At 73.7% G+C, this 18155-nt stretch carries 16 protein-coding genes; 6 read left to right on the top strand and 10 right to left on the bottom strand.

What is annotated here, in order from left to right; all coding sequences use genetic code 11:
• Nucleotides 1–28: 28 nt before the first annotated feature.
• The 5 genes from Acy02nite_RS01925 to Acy02nite_RS01905 form a co-directional block, all read right to left on the bottom strand.
• Nucleotides 29–391, bottom strand: a complete 363-nt coding sequence (locus Acy02nite_RS01925; RefSeq protein WP_203737989.1) for a DUF2203 domain-containing protein — start codon at nt 389–391, stop codon at nt 29–31.
• A 37-nt stretch (nt 392–428) separates the two neighbouring features.
• A complete protein-coding gene (locus Acy02nite_RS01920; RefSeq protein ID WP_307872268.1) occupies nt 429–629 on the bottom strand; it encodes a DNA-binding protein in 201 nt (66 codons plus the stop codon).
• 75 nt (nt 630–704) lie between these two features.
• Nucleotides 705–1172, bottom strand: coding sequence for a DUF1203 domain-containing protein (locus Acy02nite_RS01915; protein ID WP_203737988.1), 468 nt, complete (start codon nt 1170–1172; stop codon nt 705–707).
• 42 nt (nt 1173–1214) lie between these two features.
• Nucleotides 1215–2303 carry a glycosyltransferase gene (locus tag Acy02nite_RS01910; protein ID WP_203737987.1) on the bottom strand — a complete coding sequence of 363 codons (1089 nt, stop codon included), beginning with the start codon at nt 2301–2303 and terminating at the stop codon, nt 1215–1217.
• Nucleotides 2304–2317: 14 nt separating this feature from the next.
• Nucleotides 2318–4573: an FtsK/SpoIIIE domain-containing protein gene (locus Acy02nite_RS01905; protein WP_264653234.1), complete on the bottom strand. Its 2256-nt coding sequence runs from the start codon at nt 4571–4573 to the stop codon at nt 2318–2320.
• Nucleotides 4574–4594: 21 nt separating this feature from the next.
• Here Acy02nite_RS01905 and Acy02nite_RS01900 point away from each other — a divergent pair, with 21 nt between their 5' ends.
• From Acy02nite_RS01900 to Acy02nite_RS01890, 3 genes are read left to right on the top strand one after another with little or no spacing between them, the layout of a single operon-like run.
• A complete protein-coding gene (locus tag Acy02nite_RS01900; RefSeq protein WP_203737985.1) occupies nt 4595–5911 on the top strand; it encodes a hypothetical protein in 1317 nt (438 codons plus the stop codon).
• On the top strand, nt 5908–7071 hold the full coding sequence (locus Acy02nite_RS01895; protein WP_203737984.1) for an AAA family ATPase: 1164 nt from the start codon (nt 5908–5910) through the stop codon (nt 7069–7071). The genes Acy02nite_RS01900 and Acy02nite_RS01895 overlap by 4 nt, the downstream gene beginning before the upstream one ends.
• On the top strand, nt 7068–8258 hold the full coding sequence (locus tag Acy02nite_RS01890; RefSeq protein ID WP_239174077.1) for a vWA domain-containing protein: 1191 nt from the start codon (nt 7068–7070) through the stop codon (nt 8256–8258). The genes Acy02nite_RS01895 and Acy02nite_RS01890 overlap by 4 nt, the downstream gene beginning before the upstream one ends.
• Nucleotides 8259–8270: 12 nt before the next feature.
• Here Acy02nite_RS01890 and Acy02nite_RS01885 read toward each other — a convergent pair whose 3' ends face one another.
• Both Acy02nite_RS01885 and Acy02nite_RS01880 read right to left on the bottom strand, forming a co-directional pair.
• Nucleotides 8271–8699 carry a VOC family protein gene (locus Acy02nite_RS01885; RefSeq protein WP_239174075.1) on the bottom strand — a complete coding sequence of 143 codons (429 nt, stop codon included), beginning with the start codon at nt 8697–8699 and terminating at the stop codon, nt 8271–8273.
• 125 nt (nt 8700–8824) lie between these two features.
• Nucleotides 8825–9343, bottom strand: coding sequence for an isochorismatase family protein (locus tag Acy02nite_RS01880; RefSeq protein ID WP_239174073.1), 519 nt, complete (start codon nt 9341–9343; stop codon nt 8825–8827).
• A gap of 112 nt (nt 9344–9455) precedes the next feature.
• Between Acy02nite_RS01880 and murJ the strand changes: the two genes are divergently transcribed.
• A complete protein-coding gene (gene murJ, locus Acy02nite_RS01875) occupies nt 9456–10985 on the top strand; it encodes a murein biosynthesis integral membrane protein MurJ (RefSeq protein WP_203737983.1) in 1530 nt (509 codons plus the stop codon).
• Nucleotides 10986–11063: 78 nt separating this feature from the next.
• Here the strand turns inward: murJ and Acy02nite_RS01870 are convergent, their stop codons facing one another.
• Both Acy02nite_RS01870 and Acy02nite_RS01865 read right to left on the bottom strand, forming a co-directional pair.
• Nucleotides 11064–12401 (bottom strand): FAD/NAD(P)-binding protein, encoded by a 1338-nt coding sequence (locus tag Acy02nite_RS01870; RefSeq protein ID WP_239174069.1) that lies wholly within the window; start codon nt 12399–12401, stop codon nt 11064–11066.
• A gap of 375 nt (nt 12402–12776) precedes the next feature.
• A complete protein-coding gene (locus Acy02nite_RS01865; RefSeq protein ID WP_203737981.1) occupies nt 12777–14012 on the bottom strand; it encodes a beta-ketoacyl-[acyl-carrier-protein] synthase family protein in 1236 nt (411 codons plus the stop codon).
• Between the two features lie 565 nt (nt 14013–14577).
• On the opposite strand from Acy02nite_RS01865, the gene Acy02nite_RS01860 reads away from it, so the two are divergent.
• A complete protein-coding gene (locus tag Acy02nite_RS01860) occupies nt 14578–15873 on the top strand; it encodes a D-alanyl-D-alanine carboxypeptidase family protein (RefSeq protein WP_239174067.1) in 1296 nt (431 codons plus the stop codon).
• Here the strand turns inward: Acy02nite_RS01860 and Acy02nite_RS01855 are convergent.
• A complete protein-coding gene (locus Acy02nite_RS01855; protein WP_203737980.1) occupies nt 15786–16754 on the bottom strand; it encodes a DMT family transporter in 969 nt (322 codons plus the stop codon). The genes Acy02nite_RS01860 and Acy02nite_RS01855 overlap by 88 nt on opposite strands.
• Here Acy02nite_RS01855 and Acy02nite_RS01850 point away from each other — a divergent pair.
• The gene (locus Acy02nite_RS01850; protein WP_203737979.1) at nt 16753–18144 is read left to right on the top strand and encodes an aminotransferase-like domain-containing protein; all 1392 of its coding nucleotides are present in this window, start codon (nt 16753–16755) and stop codon (nt 18142–18144) included. The genes Acy02nite_RS01855 and Acy02nite_RS01850 overlap by 2 nt on opposite strands.
• The last annotated feature ends 11 nt before the right edge of the window (nt 18145–18155 follow it).

Below are 18155 nucleotides of genomic sequence, written 5' to 3'. Positions count from 1 at the left end.
ACTCGGGCGGCGGCGGACCGTGATCAGGTCACGGCAGCCGTCGCCGCCCGGCGATGCCCAGGTCCGGCCGGTGATACCACCCCAGCTCCGCCTCGCCCTCCAGCCAGCACAGCAGTACCGGCACACCGTCGAGGTCGGACGAGAAGTCGATCAGCAGCGGGGCGACGCCTTTCAACTCGGCGCCGGACTCCTGCACGACCGTCATCAGCTCGTTGAGCCGCGCCTCGGCCGCCTTGCGCTCCGGCAGACCGCCCAGCCCGGTCGGCTCACCACCGGGGACCAGCGCGGCGGAAAGCTCCACCATGTCGGCCCGCAGGGCGACGATCTCCTCCAGCACCGGCCGGAGCCGCTCCAGCTCGGCCTGCGCCTCTTCCCGCGTGAACAGCCCCATGGCGACAGTTAACCAACCGCCGCCCGGCGGCCGCCGATCAGGGCGGCGGCTCCTCGGGCCGGGGCGTCCGCTGCTGATGGATCCACAACTCGATGTCCTCGATCAGCCAGACCCGGCCCATGGCGAGCTCGTCGAACGGCTCCGGCCAGTCGTCGCGCTCGGCGAGTTGCTGGACCCGTTGCCGGCTGAGCCCGAGCCGTTTGGCGATCTCGCCCGATCCCATGAGATGTCGTGACACGCGTCAACTATAGTCATGCGTCAGCTAGTCGTAGGGTGACTAGTCGCGCGTTCGATACCGGATCGTCATGCGGCGTCACGGCGCGGGGACGCGGGTGGCGGCGAACATGAAACAGCCGTAGGCGACGTTGCGGCTGTGCACCTGCACCACGTCCTGGTCGGCGAACACCGCGGCCAGCGCCCCCTCCGGGTCGGTGCCGTCGTGGACCCGCGTCGCCGGGTGGATCCAGCCGCGGCGGTCATAGGCCCGCAACACCTGCGGGCGCCCGCGCCACTCCGCCGGGCAACCGTCGCCAGCCACACCACCACAGGGCTCCCGATGAGCGAAGACGGCACCCATCTCCCGGTACGGGCTGGGCGGTATCGGTGGCTCGTAGGTGAACAGCACCAGTTCCTCGCCCGGCCGCGCGTCCCGCAGGCAGCAGCGCACCGCCTCACCGCCCTCGGCGACCATCCGGGCGAACTCCGGCCGCCGCGGGCCGGCGCTTTCCTTGCGGGCCCGTTCCAGCACCTCTTCGGGAATGGCATGCACCTCGAAATCCATGCGTCCATCGTCGGCCGCATGCGGCCCGGGGTCTCGCGGGAATCAGACGAGGCGTTCCAGCGACGGAACCACCGTGGCCGGGGCGGGCATCCCCGCGATCTCCGCCGCGACCTGCCGCGCCGCGGCCCGCAACGCCCCGTCGGTCAGCAGTCGGCTCAGGTCCGCCGCGCTGATCGCCTCCGCCGGGACGGCCAGCCCGGCGCCACGCCGCGCCAGCAGCCCGGCGTTGTGCCGGCGGTCACCAGCTCCGGGCGTCGCCAGTTGCGGGACGCCCGCGGCCAGGCCGCCCAGGACACTGCCGGCGCCGGCATGGTGGACGAACGCCGCCGCGTGCGGCAGCACCCGGTCGAGCGGCACGCGCCCCACCGCCCGTACGCCGGCCGGAAGCTTCGTGCTCGCGGCGGGACGCACCAGGACGAACTCGGCGTCCACCTCCGCGGCCGCGGCGAGCACCGCCCTGCCCGGGTCGCCGCTGTTCGGGCCGTCGAGCGTGCTGCGGCTGACCACGACCCGCGGCCGCTCACCCGGACCGAGCAGCCACTGCGGCACGGCGCCGCCCCCGGAGAACGGAACCGGCCGCATCATGATCCCGCCCGCGGCCGGCGCGTCGCGCAGGCTCGGCGGGGTCACGGCGATCGTCAGATCCGGCTCCGGCACGTGCTGCCCGCGGAACGCCGCGCTGGCCGTGACCGCCCGGAACAGCTCGGTGGCCGGCCACAGCGTGTTCTCCTGCAGCACCGACGGGACCGACAGCCGGCCCGCGACGATCGCGCCCGCCTCGGACAGCGACTCGTAGACGATCAGATCCGGTCGTTCCCGCCCGGCCAGGGCGAGCAGCGGATCGACCAGCGCGCGATTCGCCCGGCCGAACAACTCGCCGACCATGCCGACCCCGGCCGTGCCGCGCAGCTCCGCGCGAGCCAGCCGCGGGCGGCGCAACGCCACCCGGATCGCGCTGCGCGGCAGGCTGAACCGGGCGCCGATCGCCGCGGTGCGCAACCCCAGCACGTCCGGCGGGAAGCCGTCACTGGCCAGCACGACGTCGTGCCCGGCATCCCGGCAGGCCGCGGCCAGCGGGACCAGCGGCAACAGGTGCCCCTGCAACGGGGCGGCGACGAACAGGATTCGCACGGCTCTCCTCGGCGTCAACGCTGACGGGCGATGTCCCGCAGGTGGTGAACGACCTCGTGCACGGTGTGGCGGCCCACCCACAGCAGGTCGCGGGTCGCCGGCGCCGGCCAGCTGTAGAGGCCCGTCCGCGACAACTGCGCCGGAGCCAACGCCTCGAAAGCCACCGCCAGGGATTCCGCCGCCAGATCAACATCGGTCAGCACGACGTACGGATCCTGACCGTTGTAGTCGTCGCGCAGCGCCCGCTCGTCGCGGCCCATCGGGGCGAACACCGGGTTGTCGGCGCGCACCGCCAGATCGAGGCGCTCGCGCTGCACCCGCAGCACGTCCCGGACGTGGCAGGTGTACTCCAGCGGCGACCAGACGTCCGGCGACGGCCGCCGGCGCGGGGCGGAAGCGGCGAGCAGCGCGGCGGCGTACAGCGAACCGGCAGTCCGGAGCCGGGCGGGCAGGGCGGCCGCGGACACCGAGGCGTACGTGAAACCGCACTCCGCGCAGTGGTCGGTGCTCAGTGAGCGGATCAGCGCGTCGTGCGGGGTGGCGGCCAGCTCCGGGCGTGCGGTCAGGAAGTGCAACGGCCCGGACGGGGAGTCGACGATGCCCCGCCCGGGCTGATCCGGGGGAACCTCGGCGGCCGCTGCCGGATCGATCGCGGACTCGGCGACCCGCAACTCCAGACGGGACCCGAAACGGTCGGCCAGGCGCGGATCGAAATCGGACCAGCGGGTCGCGGCGGCGATCAGGTGCACCCCGCGCGACGAGCCGCGGCGGGCGATCTCCACGAGCAGGTCGTGCCACTCCGGCCGGGTCGCCCAGAACTCGGCCCAGTCGTCGACCAGCACGACCGTGTCGCCGTCCGGGGCATCCAGGCGGGCGTGCAGGTCGCGCAGCTCGTCGACGCACGGACGGGACCGGCCCAGGACGCCGTGGACCAGGGGAATCCGCAGGTAGTCCGGCGGCACGGAGTCGGGCGCGATGATCCGGACCGCGGCGGGGGAGTGCGACAGGGCGAGCGCGGCGATCGCCGTACGCAGGAAGGTCGATGTGCCGCTGCCCGCACCGCCGGCAACCGCGACATGACCGGCGACCGGAAGCCAGATCGTGTCACGGCGGTGCTCGCGCGGTTTGTCCAGCGCGGCGATCGGGATCTGCAACGCGCCGTGCAGGGACTCGTCGGCGAAGCGTGGCAGGTGATCGGAACCGGTCACCACCGGACCGGCGAGATCGTCGAGGGCCGGTGCCACGTCGAGCGGCGGCACCCAGATCCGATGGGCGGGCGGCGGCACGGCGCCGGACGGGAACTCCGGCTCGTCAGGCAGCGTGAACGGGCGCGGCGGCTGGTGCGGGCCGGCGCTGAGCAGCCCCGGCGACCCGGCCGCAGGAGCGGTGACACGGTAGGCGAGATAGCCGGCCAGGCCCCGGACGTCCGGATCGGCGAGGTCGGCCACCGTGAGGATCAGGTGGATGCCGCGGGCCCGGCCCAGCCAGCCGACGCGGCGCAGCAGCTCCAGCAGCCGCGGGTGGCGGTCGACGAGGGTGAGAACCTCGTGGCAGACCAGGATCAGGGCCGGCAGCGGGGGACGGGATGCGGCGGCGCGGAGATACTCGCTGTGACTGGAGCACTGCGCGGCGACCAGGAAGCGTTTGCGGCGGGACAGCTCACCCTCGAGGACCTCGATCAGACGGGGTACGAGGTCGGGACGGTCCGGGCCGAGGACGACTTCCGTGTGCGGAAGTTGGCCCAGAACGGCGAAGGGCGGTGCCGGGTCCGAGGCGGCCGGGGAAGCGCCGTCGAGCAGGACGAACGAGGCTTCGTCAGGGGTGTGTGAGGTGGCCAGGCCGAGGAGGACATGTCGGAGTAAAACGGGAGTGGCCGGGCCGGTGATCAATCCATGAGGGCCGATGCCTTTGTCCACAGCCTCCTTCAGGTCCAGAACGACCGGCGTAAGGTCGGGGGCCAGACCGATCGCCGTCCGAAGCCGGTCGCCTGCTGGGATCCGGCGCCCGTCCCCGCCGGTGAACCGTTGCGGATGGTGTGTCGCCGGAGTGTCGCCCTGGGTGCCGGAGCCAGAGGCGGCGTGATCGCCGTGGCTGGGGACGGGCGCGGGGTCGGGCCGTCGGCGAACAGGCGGTCGTGCGGAAAGGGGGGTGGGGGTGGGCCCTTCTTGATGCACCACCGCACCGTAGCCCAGAAAACGGGGATGCCGGTCCCGCCCCGATCCGCTAAGCTCCCCCGCGATGCTGACCTCGAATGCCGGAGAGGGGGCCATGTCCACAAGAAGTGAGTGCTGATGCGCTCCGTTGTGGACGGCGACCCCCGTCTCCTCGCCTGGCGGCGCGTGCGCGAGTTCGCCGTGCCGCCCTCGATGATCGAAACTGCTACCGCCCGGCGACTCGCCGGCGATTGGGCCGGCGCGTGCTCGGCCGCTCGGGTCGACCCCGACTTCGGCGCGTGCTCACCGGCCGGGGCAGATCGTGTCTGCGCTTCGACCGGTGCTGCCGGGGATCCGGAGTTGCGGGCTGTCGCCCGTCGCCATGGCGGCGAGCTTGCTGCCATGATCCACGCCGACCTCCTCCACCTTGCCCCTGACCTGCTGCGATGGCATCTGCCTCGGGTCGAGACCGGGCGGTTGCGTCCGGGCCTGACGGTGTCCCTCGCCGTCTACGGGCCGCGGCTGCACCTGGTGGCGCGGACCGCTCCCGGCTGGGCGGACGCGGACCAGCGGATCACGCTCGCGCTGTGGGACGGCGAGGTGGCCGGCGTGCATCCGCATCCGCGGCCCCATCGGCGGTTCCGTTTCGACCTGCATCGTCACCTCTGGGACGTACGGTTCGCGGCTGAGCTGAGGGACCGTTCGGGCGCCGACGCCTGGCCGGGAGACGGGACCGGGGCCACCCACCGATGGCGGGCCGAGGCGGAGATCCTGCGGCGGGCCGAGGGCCGGCCGGGCGACCCCGTTCTGGTGCGGCTGAACCGGCACGAGTGTCCCGAGGTGCTGCCCGTCGAGGGCCCCCCGTCGAGCCGCGGGAGGGACGGCCGCGGCCTGCTGCCACGGGAGGCGCTGCTGCTGCCCGACGCGGCCACCTGGGTGCCGCCGGATCTGGAGCTGCTCCGGGCCGGCCTGATCGATCCCGGTCAACTGCACCCGCTGGTCGCCGACGCCCTCGCGCCGGGGCACGCCCGGGCCGCGACGCCGGGGGAGACGGCCGGGCCGCGGTACGTCGACTGCCGTGGGCAGCGGCACCGGATCGGCCTGGCCGGCGGCGTCCTCTCGGCCCTGGATCACGACCCGGCGGAGCTGCGCCGGGAGGAGATCCTGGTGGCGTTCGGCGGCACCCCGCTGCCCTGCCTGCGGGCGATCGAGGACGCCACCCACCGTCCGGAGTCGCTGACCGACATCCGCGCCCGGCTCGACCACGGCGACCTGCCCGGCGCGCTGCGGGCCGTGGAGGCGCTGCTCGGCCCGCACGCCGCGCTGCGGGACGGGCCGTTGCGCGACGAGCTGGCCCGCGTCGAGCAACGGCATCAGACGTACGAGTTGTATCGCTCCGGGCTGGCCGGCCCGGGCCCGACGAAGAAACCCCGACGCAGAAAGGTGACCAGATGACGCTTGAGATCGCCGCGGACCTGATCGGTCTGCTCGCCGACACCACCACCGAGCCCCGTACCGACCTGCAGTTGGAGGCGCTCACCCTGGCGGTCGCCGCCGACCTGCCGGTGCTGCTCTGGGGTGAGCCGGGGATCGGCAAGACCGCCGCCCTCACCCAGCTCGCCGCGAGCCTGGACCTGCCACTGACCACGGTGATCGCGAGCGTGCACGAGCCGACCGACTTCTCCGGGCTGCCGGTGATCGGCGCGGACCCGGCCGTGCACGGCGTGCCGATGGCCCCGCCGGACTGGGCGGTGCGGCTCGCGAGGACCGGCCGTGGCCTGCTCTTCCTCGACGAGCTGTCGACGGCGCCGCCCGCCGTGCAGGCCGCGCTGCTGCGGCTGGTGCTGGAGCGGCGCGTCGGTGCGCTCACCCTGCCGCCGGGGGTACGGATCGTCGCGGCGGCGAACCCGCGCGGTTCGGCCGCGGACGGCTGGGAGTTGAGCGCGCCGCTGGCGAACCGGTTCGTGCACCTGCAGTGGACCTACGACCATGCGGTGGTGGTGCGCGGGCTCGGCGGGACGTGGCCGCGGGCCGCGTTGCCGTCCCTGGACCCGGGACGGCTGACCGAGGCGGTGGCGTACGCGCGTCGTGGCGTGACCGGGCTGCTCGGCGGCCGGCCGAAGCTCGTGCACCAGCTGCCGCAGTCCGAGGCGAAACGCGGCGGTGCGTGGCCGTCCCCGCGGACGTGGGAGATGGCGGTCCGGCTGATCGCGTTCGCCACCGCGTCCGGCTCGTCCCGTGAGGTGCTGTCCCTGCTGGTACGCGGGGTGGTCGGGGACGGGCCGGGGCTGGAGCTGCTGGCCGCGCTCGACCGGATGGACCTGCCCGATCCGGAGGAGTTGCTCGCCGACCCGTCCGGGGCGCGGTTCCCGGAGCGCGGGGACCTCCGGCAGGCCGTACTGGAAGGCATTGTCGAAGCGGTCCGCAGGGACGCGAACCGTGACCGCTGGGACGCGGCCTGGACCCTGCTGGTCGCGGCCCTGGACGGCGGCGCGCCGGATCTGCTGGTGGTCCCCGCGCAGGAGCTGGCGGAGCTGCGTCGCGACGACTGGCCGATGCCGGCCGGGATCGAGCGGCTGGCCGGCGCGGTGAGCGTGGCGAGGCTCGCCGCGTGAGCCTGGACTTCGACAAGCTGTACGGGGCTCGCCTGTTCGCCGTCCGCGCCCGCCCCTACCTGGCGTCGGCGCTGTTCGCCCTGCACGTCGTCGAGTCGCCGCGAACGCCGACGATGGCGGTCGACCGGTACTGGCGCTGTTACGTGTCGCCGGACTTCGTGGCCCGGATGCCGCTGGAGGAGCTGGCCGCCGTCTGGGTGCACGAGGTCTCCCACCTGCTGCGCGACCATCACGGGCGCGGCGACCGCTACGCGCGCAAGCACGATCTGAGCGGGCCCGGCGAGCGGCTGCGGATGAACATCGCCGCCGATTGCGAGATCAACGACGACGTGTACGGCCACGGCCTGCCGATCCCGCGCGGCGCGGTTCACCCGGACGCGCTGAGGATGGACCCCGGCCTGCTGATGGAGGACTACCTGGGGATGTTCGGGCTGGGCCCGTTCACCGACGGGTACGCGTGGCTCGACTGCGGCAGCGGCGCGGACGGCGGCGAACGCGGCTGGGACCTCGGCCCGGGCGACGGGCACGGGCTGACCGACCACGAACGCGACGCGGTGCGGTTCCGGGTCGCGGAGGCGATCAACGGGCGTCCCGGGCGCGCGCCGAAGGGCTGGCAGCGCTGGGCGCAGGAGGCGTTCCATCCGCCGCAGCCGTGGCGGGAGCTGCTCGGCGCGGCGGTGCGGGCGGCGGCGGGTTCGTCCGGGGCGGGCGGCGACTACACGTACGGCCGACCGGCCCGGCGGGCGACAGCGTTGCCCGGCGTGATCCTGCCGGCGCTGCGACGTAACCCGCCCCGGGTCTGCGTCGTGATCGACACGTCGGGCTCGGTCAGCGACGAGGAGCTCGGCACCGCGTTGCTGGAGGTGACCGCGATCGGGCGCGCGGCCGGCGGCCGGTCCCGGGTCAGCGTGGTCTCCTGCGACGCGGCGGCCCGGGTGGCGCACCCGCTGTGCCGCGCCGAGGGGATCCCGCTGATCGGCGGCGGTGGCACCGACCTGCGGGCCGGGTTCCGGCAGGCGCAGAGGGTACGCCCGGACGTGATCGTGGCGCTGACCGACGGCTGGACGCCGTGGCCGTCGGAGCAGCCGCCGTGCCGGACCGTGGTGGGCCTGTTCCGCCGGGAGATCGAGGACGACGAGGACTACGCCTTCCCGCCGTCCTGGGCCCGCACGGTCCGGATCGGGTGAACGCGAACCGGGTCAGGCCGCCACGCAGAACTCGTTCCCCTCCGGATCCGTCATCACCACGTGATGCCTGTCGAACGTGTGCAGGACCCGCCCGCCGATCGCCCGCAACTCCTCGACCTTCGCCAGGACGCGCGGCCACGGCTCCCCGTGCCGGCCCACCCGCACGTCGAGGTGCAACCGGTTCTTCGCCACCTTCGGCTCCGGCACGTCGAGGAACACCAGCCTCGGCCCGACCCCGTCCGGATCGCGGAGCCAGGCGCCGCCGGCCCCGTCCTGCGCCGGCTCCCCGAACGACGCCACCCACTCGGCGCGGGTCGCGAACGGTTCGGGCGGCGGCTCGTCCTCATAGCCCAGCGCCACTTTCCAGAACTCCGCCAACTCGACCGCCCGCACGCTGTCGAACGTCAGATCCACCCGCAACGCCACCACAGACCTCCGCACCTCGCCGACCCCACCATCCTCCACCGGACAAGCCTCCGAACCAGAAAGTAGGAGGCTCGGCAGGTGCCCGAGGTCCGGGTAGCGGCGCGGCGCGAGCTCCCGGCTGGCGCTCACCGTGGGGCCGGTCAGCGAAGGCGGGCCAGGATCTCCTCGGTGGACAGGATTTCGCCGAAGCGGGGGAGGATCACCGTGAGGGCGTGGGTGTGCTCGGCGGCGGTCATGCCGCTCATCGCGTCGGCGGCGAAGACCACGTCGAAGCCCAGGTCGGCGGCCGCCCGCGCGGTGGACTCGACGCCCATCGTGGTGGCGAGACCGGTCATCACCACCGTGGTGATGCCGCGGCTGCGCAGTTCAGCCTCCAGGTTCGTACCGTAGAAGGCTCCGATTGCCCGTTTGACGATCTCGACGTCACCCGGCAACGGCGTGAGCTCCGGGACGAAGCCGCTGCCCGGGGGCTGCTCGGCGACGCCGGGCCGCTCGACGCGGACCGGCACGACGACGCCACCGGCCGCGCGGAACGCCGTGGCCAGCGCCGACGATCGCGCGACGACCTCCGCGCCGGGGTGCGGGCCCATGTTCTGCGACACGATCCGGGGCATCAGGTCGATCACGATCAGCGCGCTGCGCGCGGCCTCGATGGTCACGGCCGCGAGCGTACAAGCCGGCGGTGGAGACGTGGGGGCGACCGGGCCGGCGGCGGTGGTCCGGCGTCTCGCAACGGTGAGGCACGATGGGCGTAGTGGACGGGGGTGCCTGATGGCGAGGACTTCACGGATGGCGCTCGCGACGCTGGCGTCGCGGGCGGCGGGATTCGTCCGGGTGCTGGTGCTGACCGCGGCGCTGGGGCTCGGCACCCGGCTGCTCGACGCCTACAACGTGGCGAACACGCTGCCCAACGCCGTCTACGAGCTGCTGATCGGCGGGGCGATGGCGAGCGTGATCGTGCCGCTGCTGACCCGGGCGTCGCTGACCGATCCGGATCAGGGGGTGCTCTACACCCAGCGGCTGTTGTCGCTGATGGTGTACGGCCTGAGCGCGATCACGATCCTCGCCCTGGCGGTGGCGCCGTGGCTGGTCGATCTCGTGGCGCCCGGCTTCACCGCGGAGCAGCACGAGATGGCGGTGGTCCTCAGCCGGTACTTCCTGCCGCAGATCCTGTTCTACGGGGTGAGCGCCACCGCGGGCGCCGTGCTGAACATCCGCGGGCGGTTCGCCGTGGCGGCGTGGGCGCCGCTCTGCAACAGCCTGGTGGTGATCGCGGTCGGGCTGCTCTACGTCGGGTCGCGGAGCTTCACGCTGCTGGCGATCGGCACCAGCGCGGGCGTGTTCGCGCAGATGGCGCTGGTGGTGTGGGCGCTGTCCCGCTCCGGTTTCCCGGTCCGGTTGCACCTCGATCCGCGGGGCATCGCGATCCGGCGGATCGGGGCGCTGGCCGGCTGGGTGCTGCTGTCGGTGCTCGGCGCGCAGGCGTTCCTGGTCGCGGCGACGCGCGTGGCGTCGCTGAGCGGGCCGGGCGGCGTCACGGCGTACCAGAATGCGCTGGCGGTCTTCCAGGTGCCGTTCGCGGTGATCGCGCTGTTCGTGATGACCACGATGCTGCCCCGGCTCAGTCGCAGCGCCGCGCGGCGTGATCATGACCGGATCGTCCGTGACCTGTCGCTCGCGGTGCGCGTCGCGGTGGCGGTGACGGCGCCGATCGCGGTGGCGATGGTGCTGCTCGGGCGGCCGATCGCCACGGTGCTCTTCGATCACGGGAGCAGCGCCCCGTCGACGGTGCGGACGCTCGGCACGGTGCTGGCCGCGTTCGGGCTGGCACTGGTGCCGTTCAGCGCGTACTCGATCCTGCAGCGCGGCTTCTACGCCATGCAGGACACCCGGACGCCGGCGCTGATCACCGCCGGGGTCGCGGTGACCGGGATCGCGGGCTGCGTCGTGTCCGGGCTCGTGCTGCCCACGGCGTCGATCGTGGCCGGGGTGCCGGTCGTCTATGCGATCGCGTACACGGCCGGGCTGGCGGCGACGGTCGTGGTGCTCCGGCGGCGGCTCGGCTGGATCGACGGAAGGCGCTTGATGCGGACGCACGTCCGGGTCTCGCTCGCGGCCGCCGCCGGCGCGGGTGGGGCCTTCGGCATGATCCTCCTCGTCGGTACGTCGATGCCCGCGCTCACCATCGCCGCCGCGGCCGGGGTGGGCGCCCTGGTGTACCTGACCAGCGCGAAGCTGCTCCACATCGGCGAGCTGCGCCTGGTCCTGGCCACCACGATCGGCGGCCTGCGAGCGGGCTGACCCGGCCCGGCCGGTGAGAGGGCTGAGCCGGCCCCCGGTGAGCGGGCCGGGCGGTGGCGAGCGAGCCGAGGTGACCGGTCAGCGCGGAGCGGTCTGCCGGCTCAGGGTGCTGACCAGGCGGTCCACCTGGGCGCGGATCTCCGGGACGGCGGTCGTCTCCCACGAGTGGCCGCGACGCAACGGCCCGGCCAGCCACAGTCCGTGCCCGATCCGGCCGTCCTGGTCGGTGTCGACGCCCAGCCCGTACGGACCGGGCCGCACCACCCCGTCCCGGAACAGCGACGCCAGGAACGGGTCCGCGGAGCCGGGCAGCCTGCCCGGCCCGGTACAGCCGATCACCGCGCCGAACCGCCGCGCCTCCTGACCCTCGATCGTCACGCGCAGGCCGCCGCGCGGGTCCGGCTCGATCGACCGCAGCCGCCCGGCGGCGAACCGCAGCGTGCCCTGTTCCCGCAGCTCGGCGATCCGCGCGGCGATCGGCGGGGCCATCCGGTGCCGGTGCACGTCCCAGAAGCGGACCACGTGCCGCAGGAACCGCTGCCGGTCGTCGTCGCCGAAGTCGTCCCACAACCGGTCCGCCTGGTGACGCAGCGTGTCGATCACGGCGACCCAGTCGGCGCCGGCCGCGATCGCGACGCGGACCCGGCGCAGCAACTCCCGCAGGCCGAGCCCGCCGTCCAGGATCAGGTCGGGGTGCGCCGACGACGGCGGCAGCTCCGGGTGAGCGAGGGGGAGCAGGCCGCGCCGGGAGAGTGCCTCGATCGGGCCGCGGTGACCGGCCTCGATCAGGTTCAGCGCGACGTCGACAGCGGTCAGGCCGGTGCCGAGCAGCAGGACCGGCTCGTCGGCTGCCGGTTGCGGATAGGGCGACCAGGGGTCGGTGACCAGGTGCGGGCTCGCGAAGGCGGCGTCGCTGACCCCGGGCAGCCGCTGCTGCTCCGGGTTGCCGACGGCGAGGATCACCTGGCCGGCGCGGACCGGGCCGTTGTCGGTGAGCACCACGTACCCCGCCTCGTCGCGGTGCAGCGCGGTCGCCGTCGCCACGTGGTGCCGCAGCCGGCCGCGGGACGTGGCGAGGATCTCGGCGAACTGGCCGGCCAGGTAGTCCCCGTAGAGCGCGCGCGGCAGGAAGTCGGTGCCCTCGATCGCGTGGCCGTGCGCGCGGGCCCAGCGGACCAGGTGCATCGGGTCGTCGGGGCAGATGCTCATCGAGCCGGCCCGGGCGTTCAGGATGTGCCACGGCTGGGCCGCGCCATAGGCCACGCCACGCCCCGGGGAGGCGTCGGGGGAGATCAAGACCACTTCCCGGTCGGTACGCAAGATCAGCGCCCGGGCGAGCAGCGCGCCCGTGGCACCTCCGCCGATGATCGCCACCGAGTGGGCGCTCCCGGCGTCCTGGCTGGTGGGTTCTGCCACTTCGACGAGGCTCGACATCTTACTCTCCCGCAGGTCGACGCTGTGCCTAGCAAACCACAATACCTACAGAATTTGTAGGTTAAAGCGGTGCGCGCCGCAGACTTTACGGCCTGTCGTCAAGGTCCGCTAACGCTCGCCGCCGAAGTCCCCGCACCACCAGCCGGCCGGGTGTCAGCGCCCGGAAACACCCGTGGTGGCCAGCCGCCGGGTCCCGGCTGGCCGTGCGGGGTGTGTCAGGGCCGGGAAGCACCCGTGGTGGCCAGCCGGACTGCGCGAGCTGGACGCCACGGGTGCCACGCGTGCCACGGCGGCGCGGGGCGAGGCGGGGCGGGGTGAGGTGCGGTGGGGTGAGGTGCGGTGGGGTGGGGCGGGTGGTCAGGCGGGGGTGAAGAGGAGGGAGACGTTCTGGCCGCCGAAGCCGAACGAGTTGCAGATCGCCGCCCGGATCGCCCCGCGCCGCGGCTCGCCGGCCACCACGTCCAGCTCGACCTCGGGCGCCTTGGTCTCCAGGTTGAGGGTGTGCGGGATGACCCCGTCCCGGATCGACAGCGCCGTGACGATGCCCTCCACCGCGCCGGCCGCGCCCACCAGGTGCCCGAAGCTGGACTTCGGCGCGGTGAGCACCACGTCGTCGCCGAGCGCGGCCCGGATCGCGGTGGCCTCGCCGATGTCGCCGACCACCGTGGAGGTGGCGTGGCAGTTCACGTGGTCGACGTCCGACGGGGACACCTCGCCGATGCGCAGCGCGGCCCGGATCGCCCGGATCTGCCCGGCGCCGGTCGGGTCGGGGCCGGTGATGTGGTGGGCGTCCGCGGTCACCCCGTACCCGGCGAGTCTGCCCAGCACCCGGGCGCCCCGGGCGGCGGCGAAGTCGGCGCGTTCCAGGATCAGGACCCCGGCGCCCTCACCGAGGACGAAACCGTCACGATCGGTGTCGAACGGCCGGGAGGCGCGTTCCGGGTCGTCATTGCGTCGCGAGAGCGTACGGGCCTGGGCGAACCCGGCGATGGTGAGCGGCGCGATGCACGCCTCGGCCCCACCGGCGATCACCACGTCCACCTCGCCCGCGCGGATCAGGCGGGCGGCCAGCGCGAGCGCCTCGGCGCCGGACGCGCAGGCGGAGACCGTCGCGTACGCCCCGGCCTTCGCCCCGAACTCGATGCTCACCCAGCCGGCCGGCCCGTTCGGCATCATCATCGGCACGACCAGCGGGGACACCTTGGACGGACCTTTCTCCTCGATCAGGTCGTCCTGGGAGAGAATGGTGGAGACGCCGCCGATGCCGGAGCCGATCACCGCGGCCAGGCGCTCGCCCTCGACCTGCGGGCTGCCCGCGTGCTCCCACGCCTGCCGGGCCGCGACCAGGGCGGCCTGCTCGCAGCGGTCCAGGCGGCGCGCCTGCACGCGGGGCAGGACACCGGCCGGATCCACGGCCATCGGGGCGCCGATCAGGGTCGGCAGCTGCTCCCAGTGCGGGTAGTCCTTGACCCGCTCGTCGATCCGGCGCACCCCGGACCGGCCGGCGAGCATGTTGGCCCAGAGGGTCTCCACGTCCCCGCCCAGCGGGGTGGTGACACCCCAACCGGTGATCACGACATCGGTGGCACTCATCCGGCTCCCCCTCACAGCGGCGCGATTTGCCACCCGTAGTGGAACGCATGCAAATCCGTCGTGTCCATGCCGACCTGCCCTCCACAAGCCTGGCAGTGGGAGAAACGGAACGCATTCGGCCTGCTCGGTGTCGGGGTGACAAGGATTTGGGCTGCTCAGGAATACTGGGTCCGGCGTCCGGGCGGGCCGGAGGCGAGGAAGGGGCGAACGGATGACGCAGGCGGGGGAGCCGAACGACGGGATCGGGCGGGAGACGCCGGTGCCGGCGGAGGGCGGCGGCCGGCCGGCTGCGGGATCGGCGCGGGTGCCGGGGCCGCGACCCGCCGACCACGCGGTCCAGCACAGTCCGCCGCAGGCCGGCCGGGCTTCCGTCCCGGTTCCGGGTCAGGCGGGCGCTCCCGGCCGGGCTTCCGTGCCGGCGCCGCAGTATGCGCCCGCACCTCACCACGGCCAGCCTCAGCAGGCGCAACTGCCTCAGCAGTCCGGGCGGGCGGCTGTTCCGGTTCCCGGGCAGGCCGCTCCGGCTTACGATGCGGCGACCGGTCAACCGTCGTTCCATGCGCCCGTGACGAATCAACCGCCTTCCACTCCACAGCCGCCGCAAGGGCCGGCGACGTATCAGGGCGGGCAGAACGCCGTACCGGCGAAGAAGCGGAAGAGCCGGCGCCTGACGGCGGTCCTGGTCGCCCTCTTCCTGGTGGTCGCCCTCCTGGGCGGCGGGGCGGCGGCGCAGCTCAGCCGCAGCCTGCCGGACGCCACGCTGACCACGAACGTCGCCACCACGCTGAAGATCCCCGGCGTGCTCCCCAAGTTCCCGTGGCCGTCGCAGGGCTCCGCGGAGCTGATGGTCGAGGGTCTCGGCCGGATCGGTGGCTCGGGCAGCAAGGCGGCCCAGCCGATCGGCAGCGTCGCGAAGGTGATGACCGCTTACGTCATCCTCAAGAACCATCCGCTCGAAGGTGCCGACGAGGGCCCGGATCTGACCGTGACCAGCGCGGACGTCGCCGACTACAACTCCCGCATCCCCAGCGGCCAGTCCCTGGTGAAGGTCGTCGCGGGGGAGAAGCTGACCGAACGGGACGCCCTCGAGGCGCTGATGCTGCCGTCCGCGAACAACATCGCGCACCAGCTCGCGGTCTGGGACGCGACCAGCGTCGACGGCTTCCTGGAGAAGATGAACGCGGCCGCCGACGAGCTCGGCATGACCGACACGGAGTACACCGACCCGTCGGGCTTCCTGCCGACCACCACCAGCACCGCCGCGGACCAGGTGAAGCTGGGCCGGGCGGTGCTGAAGTTCGACGTGTTCGCCGAGATCGTCGAGCTGGAGAGCGCGGCGATCCCGGTGGCCGGCACGATCAAGAACTACAACGACCTGCTCGGGGTCGACGGCGTCTTCGGCATCAAGACCGGGTCGACCACCGAGGCCGGCGGCAACCTGCTGTTCGCCTCCCGGCTCAAGGTCGGCTCGACGACGCTGGTGCTGGTCGGGGCGGTCTTCAACCAGCCGGGCGCGCACACCCCGGAGCAGCTCGCCGCCGTCAACAAGGTGGTGCGCTCGTTGCTCGCCGTGGTCCGCAAGACGGTGAAGGAGTACGAGCTGCTCGCCGCGAAACCGGTCGGCACCATCGAGACCGCGTGGGGCGCGACGTCGCCGGTGTCGCCGGTCTCCGCGCTGAACGTGGTCGGCTGGCCCGGCCTGCCCGTCACGGTCACCACCACGACGACGAAGCCGGGTCCACAGGTCACCGCCGGTCAGCCGGTGGGTCAGATTCAGGCTTCCGGCGTACGGGTGGATCTGGCCGCCGGCGCCGCCACGAGCGAGCCGTCCCTGTGGTGGAAGCTGACCCGCAAACCGTGACGCGCCCGCTGGGTCAGCACCACGCAGCCCAGCACGACGACCGCCGCGACCAGTGACGCGGGAGTGACCGGCTCGCCCAGCAGCAGCGCCGACCAGACGAGGGTCAGCACGGGCTGGGCGAGCTGGATCTGCCCGACCGTGGCGATGCCGCCCCTGGCGAGCCCCGCGTACCAGGCGAAGAACCCGAGGAACATCGAGATCACGGTCAGGTAGCCGAACGCCGCCCAACTGTGCGGGCCGGCCTGTCCCGGCAGCGTGACCAGGGTGATCGGCAGGGTGACGGGCAGCGCGACGAGCAGCGCCCAGCAGATCGTGCGGGCCCCGCCGAGCTCGCGGGCGAGCACCCCGCCCTCGGCGTACCCGAGCCCGCACAGCACCACGGCGGCCAGCAGGTACAGGTCCGACACCGTCAGCGCGCCGTGCACCGCCCCGGACGTGATCAGGAACGTCAGCACGGCGACCAGGCCACCGGCGCTGGCGAGCCAGAACACCAGCGGCGGCCGCTCGTGCGCGCGGATCGCGGCGAAGACGGCGGTCATGGCCGGCAGCACGGTGACGACCACGGCGCCGTGCGACGACGTCGACGTGGTCAGCGCGAGGGACGTGAACAGCGGGAACCCGACGACCACGCCGAGCGCGACGATCGGCAGCCGCCGCCACTGCTCCCGGGTGGGCCGGGGCGCCTTCACCACCCGCAGGTAGAGGACGGCGAGCACGGCCGCGCCGACCGCCCGGCCGAACGCCACGAACCACGGGTCGAGCTCCTGCACGGCGACCCGGGTGGCCGGCAGCGACATGCTGAACGCGAGCACGCCGACCGCGCCGAGAGCCAGGCCCGTTGTTACCGTGCTGGGGGCAGTAGCGCTACTCTTGCTTCTCATGAATGACGGTAACGCAGCGGCCCGCGTTATCCAAGATCTTCGGGGGCGCGTCACCGGCGCGGCCCCGGGGACCCGGCTGCCCTCGGTGCGTGAGCTCACCGCCCGGCACGGCGCGTCGCCGGTCACCGTCGCCGAGGCGATCCGGGTCCTGGTCGCCCAGGGCCTGATCGAGGCCCGGCCGGGCAAGGGCACGTTCGTCGCGGCACGCCCCGAGCCGGTCTCCACCCCCGACCTGTCGTGGCAGACGGTCGCGCTCGGGCCGGGCCGGTTCGGCGAGACCGAGATGCAGGCGTTACTGGCGTTACCGCCGGAGGGCGCCATCCCGCTCTCCGGGGGTTACCTGCACGCCGATCTGCAGCCGGTCGCCGCGCTCGGCACGGCCCTGGCGCGGGCCGCCCGCCAGCCGGCCGCCTGGGAGCGCGGGCCGGCCGAGGGCCGGGAAGACCTGCGGGACTGGTTCGCCCGCTCGTCGGCGACCGGGCTGCGCGCTCGTGACCTGGTGATCTGCCCCGGCGGGCAGGCCGCGCTGTCGTCCGCGTTCCGGGCGCTCGCCGCGCCCGGCGACACCCTGCTCGTCGAGTCGCCGACCTATCTGGGCGCGCTCGCCGCTGCGCACGCGAGCGGGCTGCGCGTGGTCCCGGTGCCCGCCGACCAGGACGGGGTGCTGCCGGACCAGCTCGCGGCCGCGTTCGCGCGGACCGGGGCGCGGCTCTTCTACTGCCAGCCGCTCTGCGCCAACCCGAGCGGCGCGACCCTGGCCGCGCACCGGCGGGACGCGGTGATGGCCGCCGTGCGGGACAACGGGGCTTTCCTGATCGAGGACGACTACGCCCGTGACCTGGTGATCGACGGTGAGGCCCCGCCACCGCTGGCGGTCGGCGACCCCGGCGGGCACGTGGTCTACCTGCGATCACTCACCAAATCCGCGGCGCCGGGGTTGCGGATCGCCGCGATCGGGGCGCGCGGGCCGGCCGGGGCGCGCCTGCGATCCGCCCGGCTGCTCGACGACTTCTTCGTGGCGGGGCCGTTGCAGCAGGCCGCTCTCGAGTTCGTCACCGGGCCGGGGTGGGGGCGCCATCTGCGTACCCTCCATCGGGAATTGCGACATCGGCGGGAAACGCTCCTCGCGGCCCTGGAGCGCCACGTGCCGGCCCTGATTCCGGCGGCGGTCCCACGCGGTGGCCTGCACCTGTGGGCCCGCCTCTCGGACGGGATCGACGACGTCGCGCTGGCCGGACGGGCCGCGGCCGAGGGCGTCGTGGTGTTCCCGGGGCGGCCCTGGTTCGCCGCCGAACCACCCGCCGCTCACCTGCGGCTCACCTACGCGGCGGCGCCCGCCGACCTGATGGACGAGGCGGTTCGCCGGTTGGCGCGCGCGTTTCCCCGATGACACGCCGAAGT

The sequence above is a fragment of the Actinoplanes cyaneus genome (assembly GCF_016862095.1).
In the GTDB taxonomy this organism is placed as follows: domain Bacteria; phylum Actinomycetota; class Actinomycetes; order Mycobacteriales; family Micromonosporaceae; genus Actinoplanes; species Actinoplanes cyaneus.
Note: the sequence above shows the minus strand (reverse complement) of the source record. Positions and strands in the feature narration are given on the sequence as shown.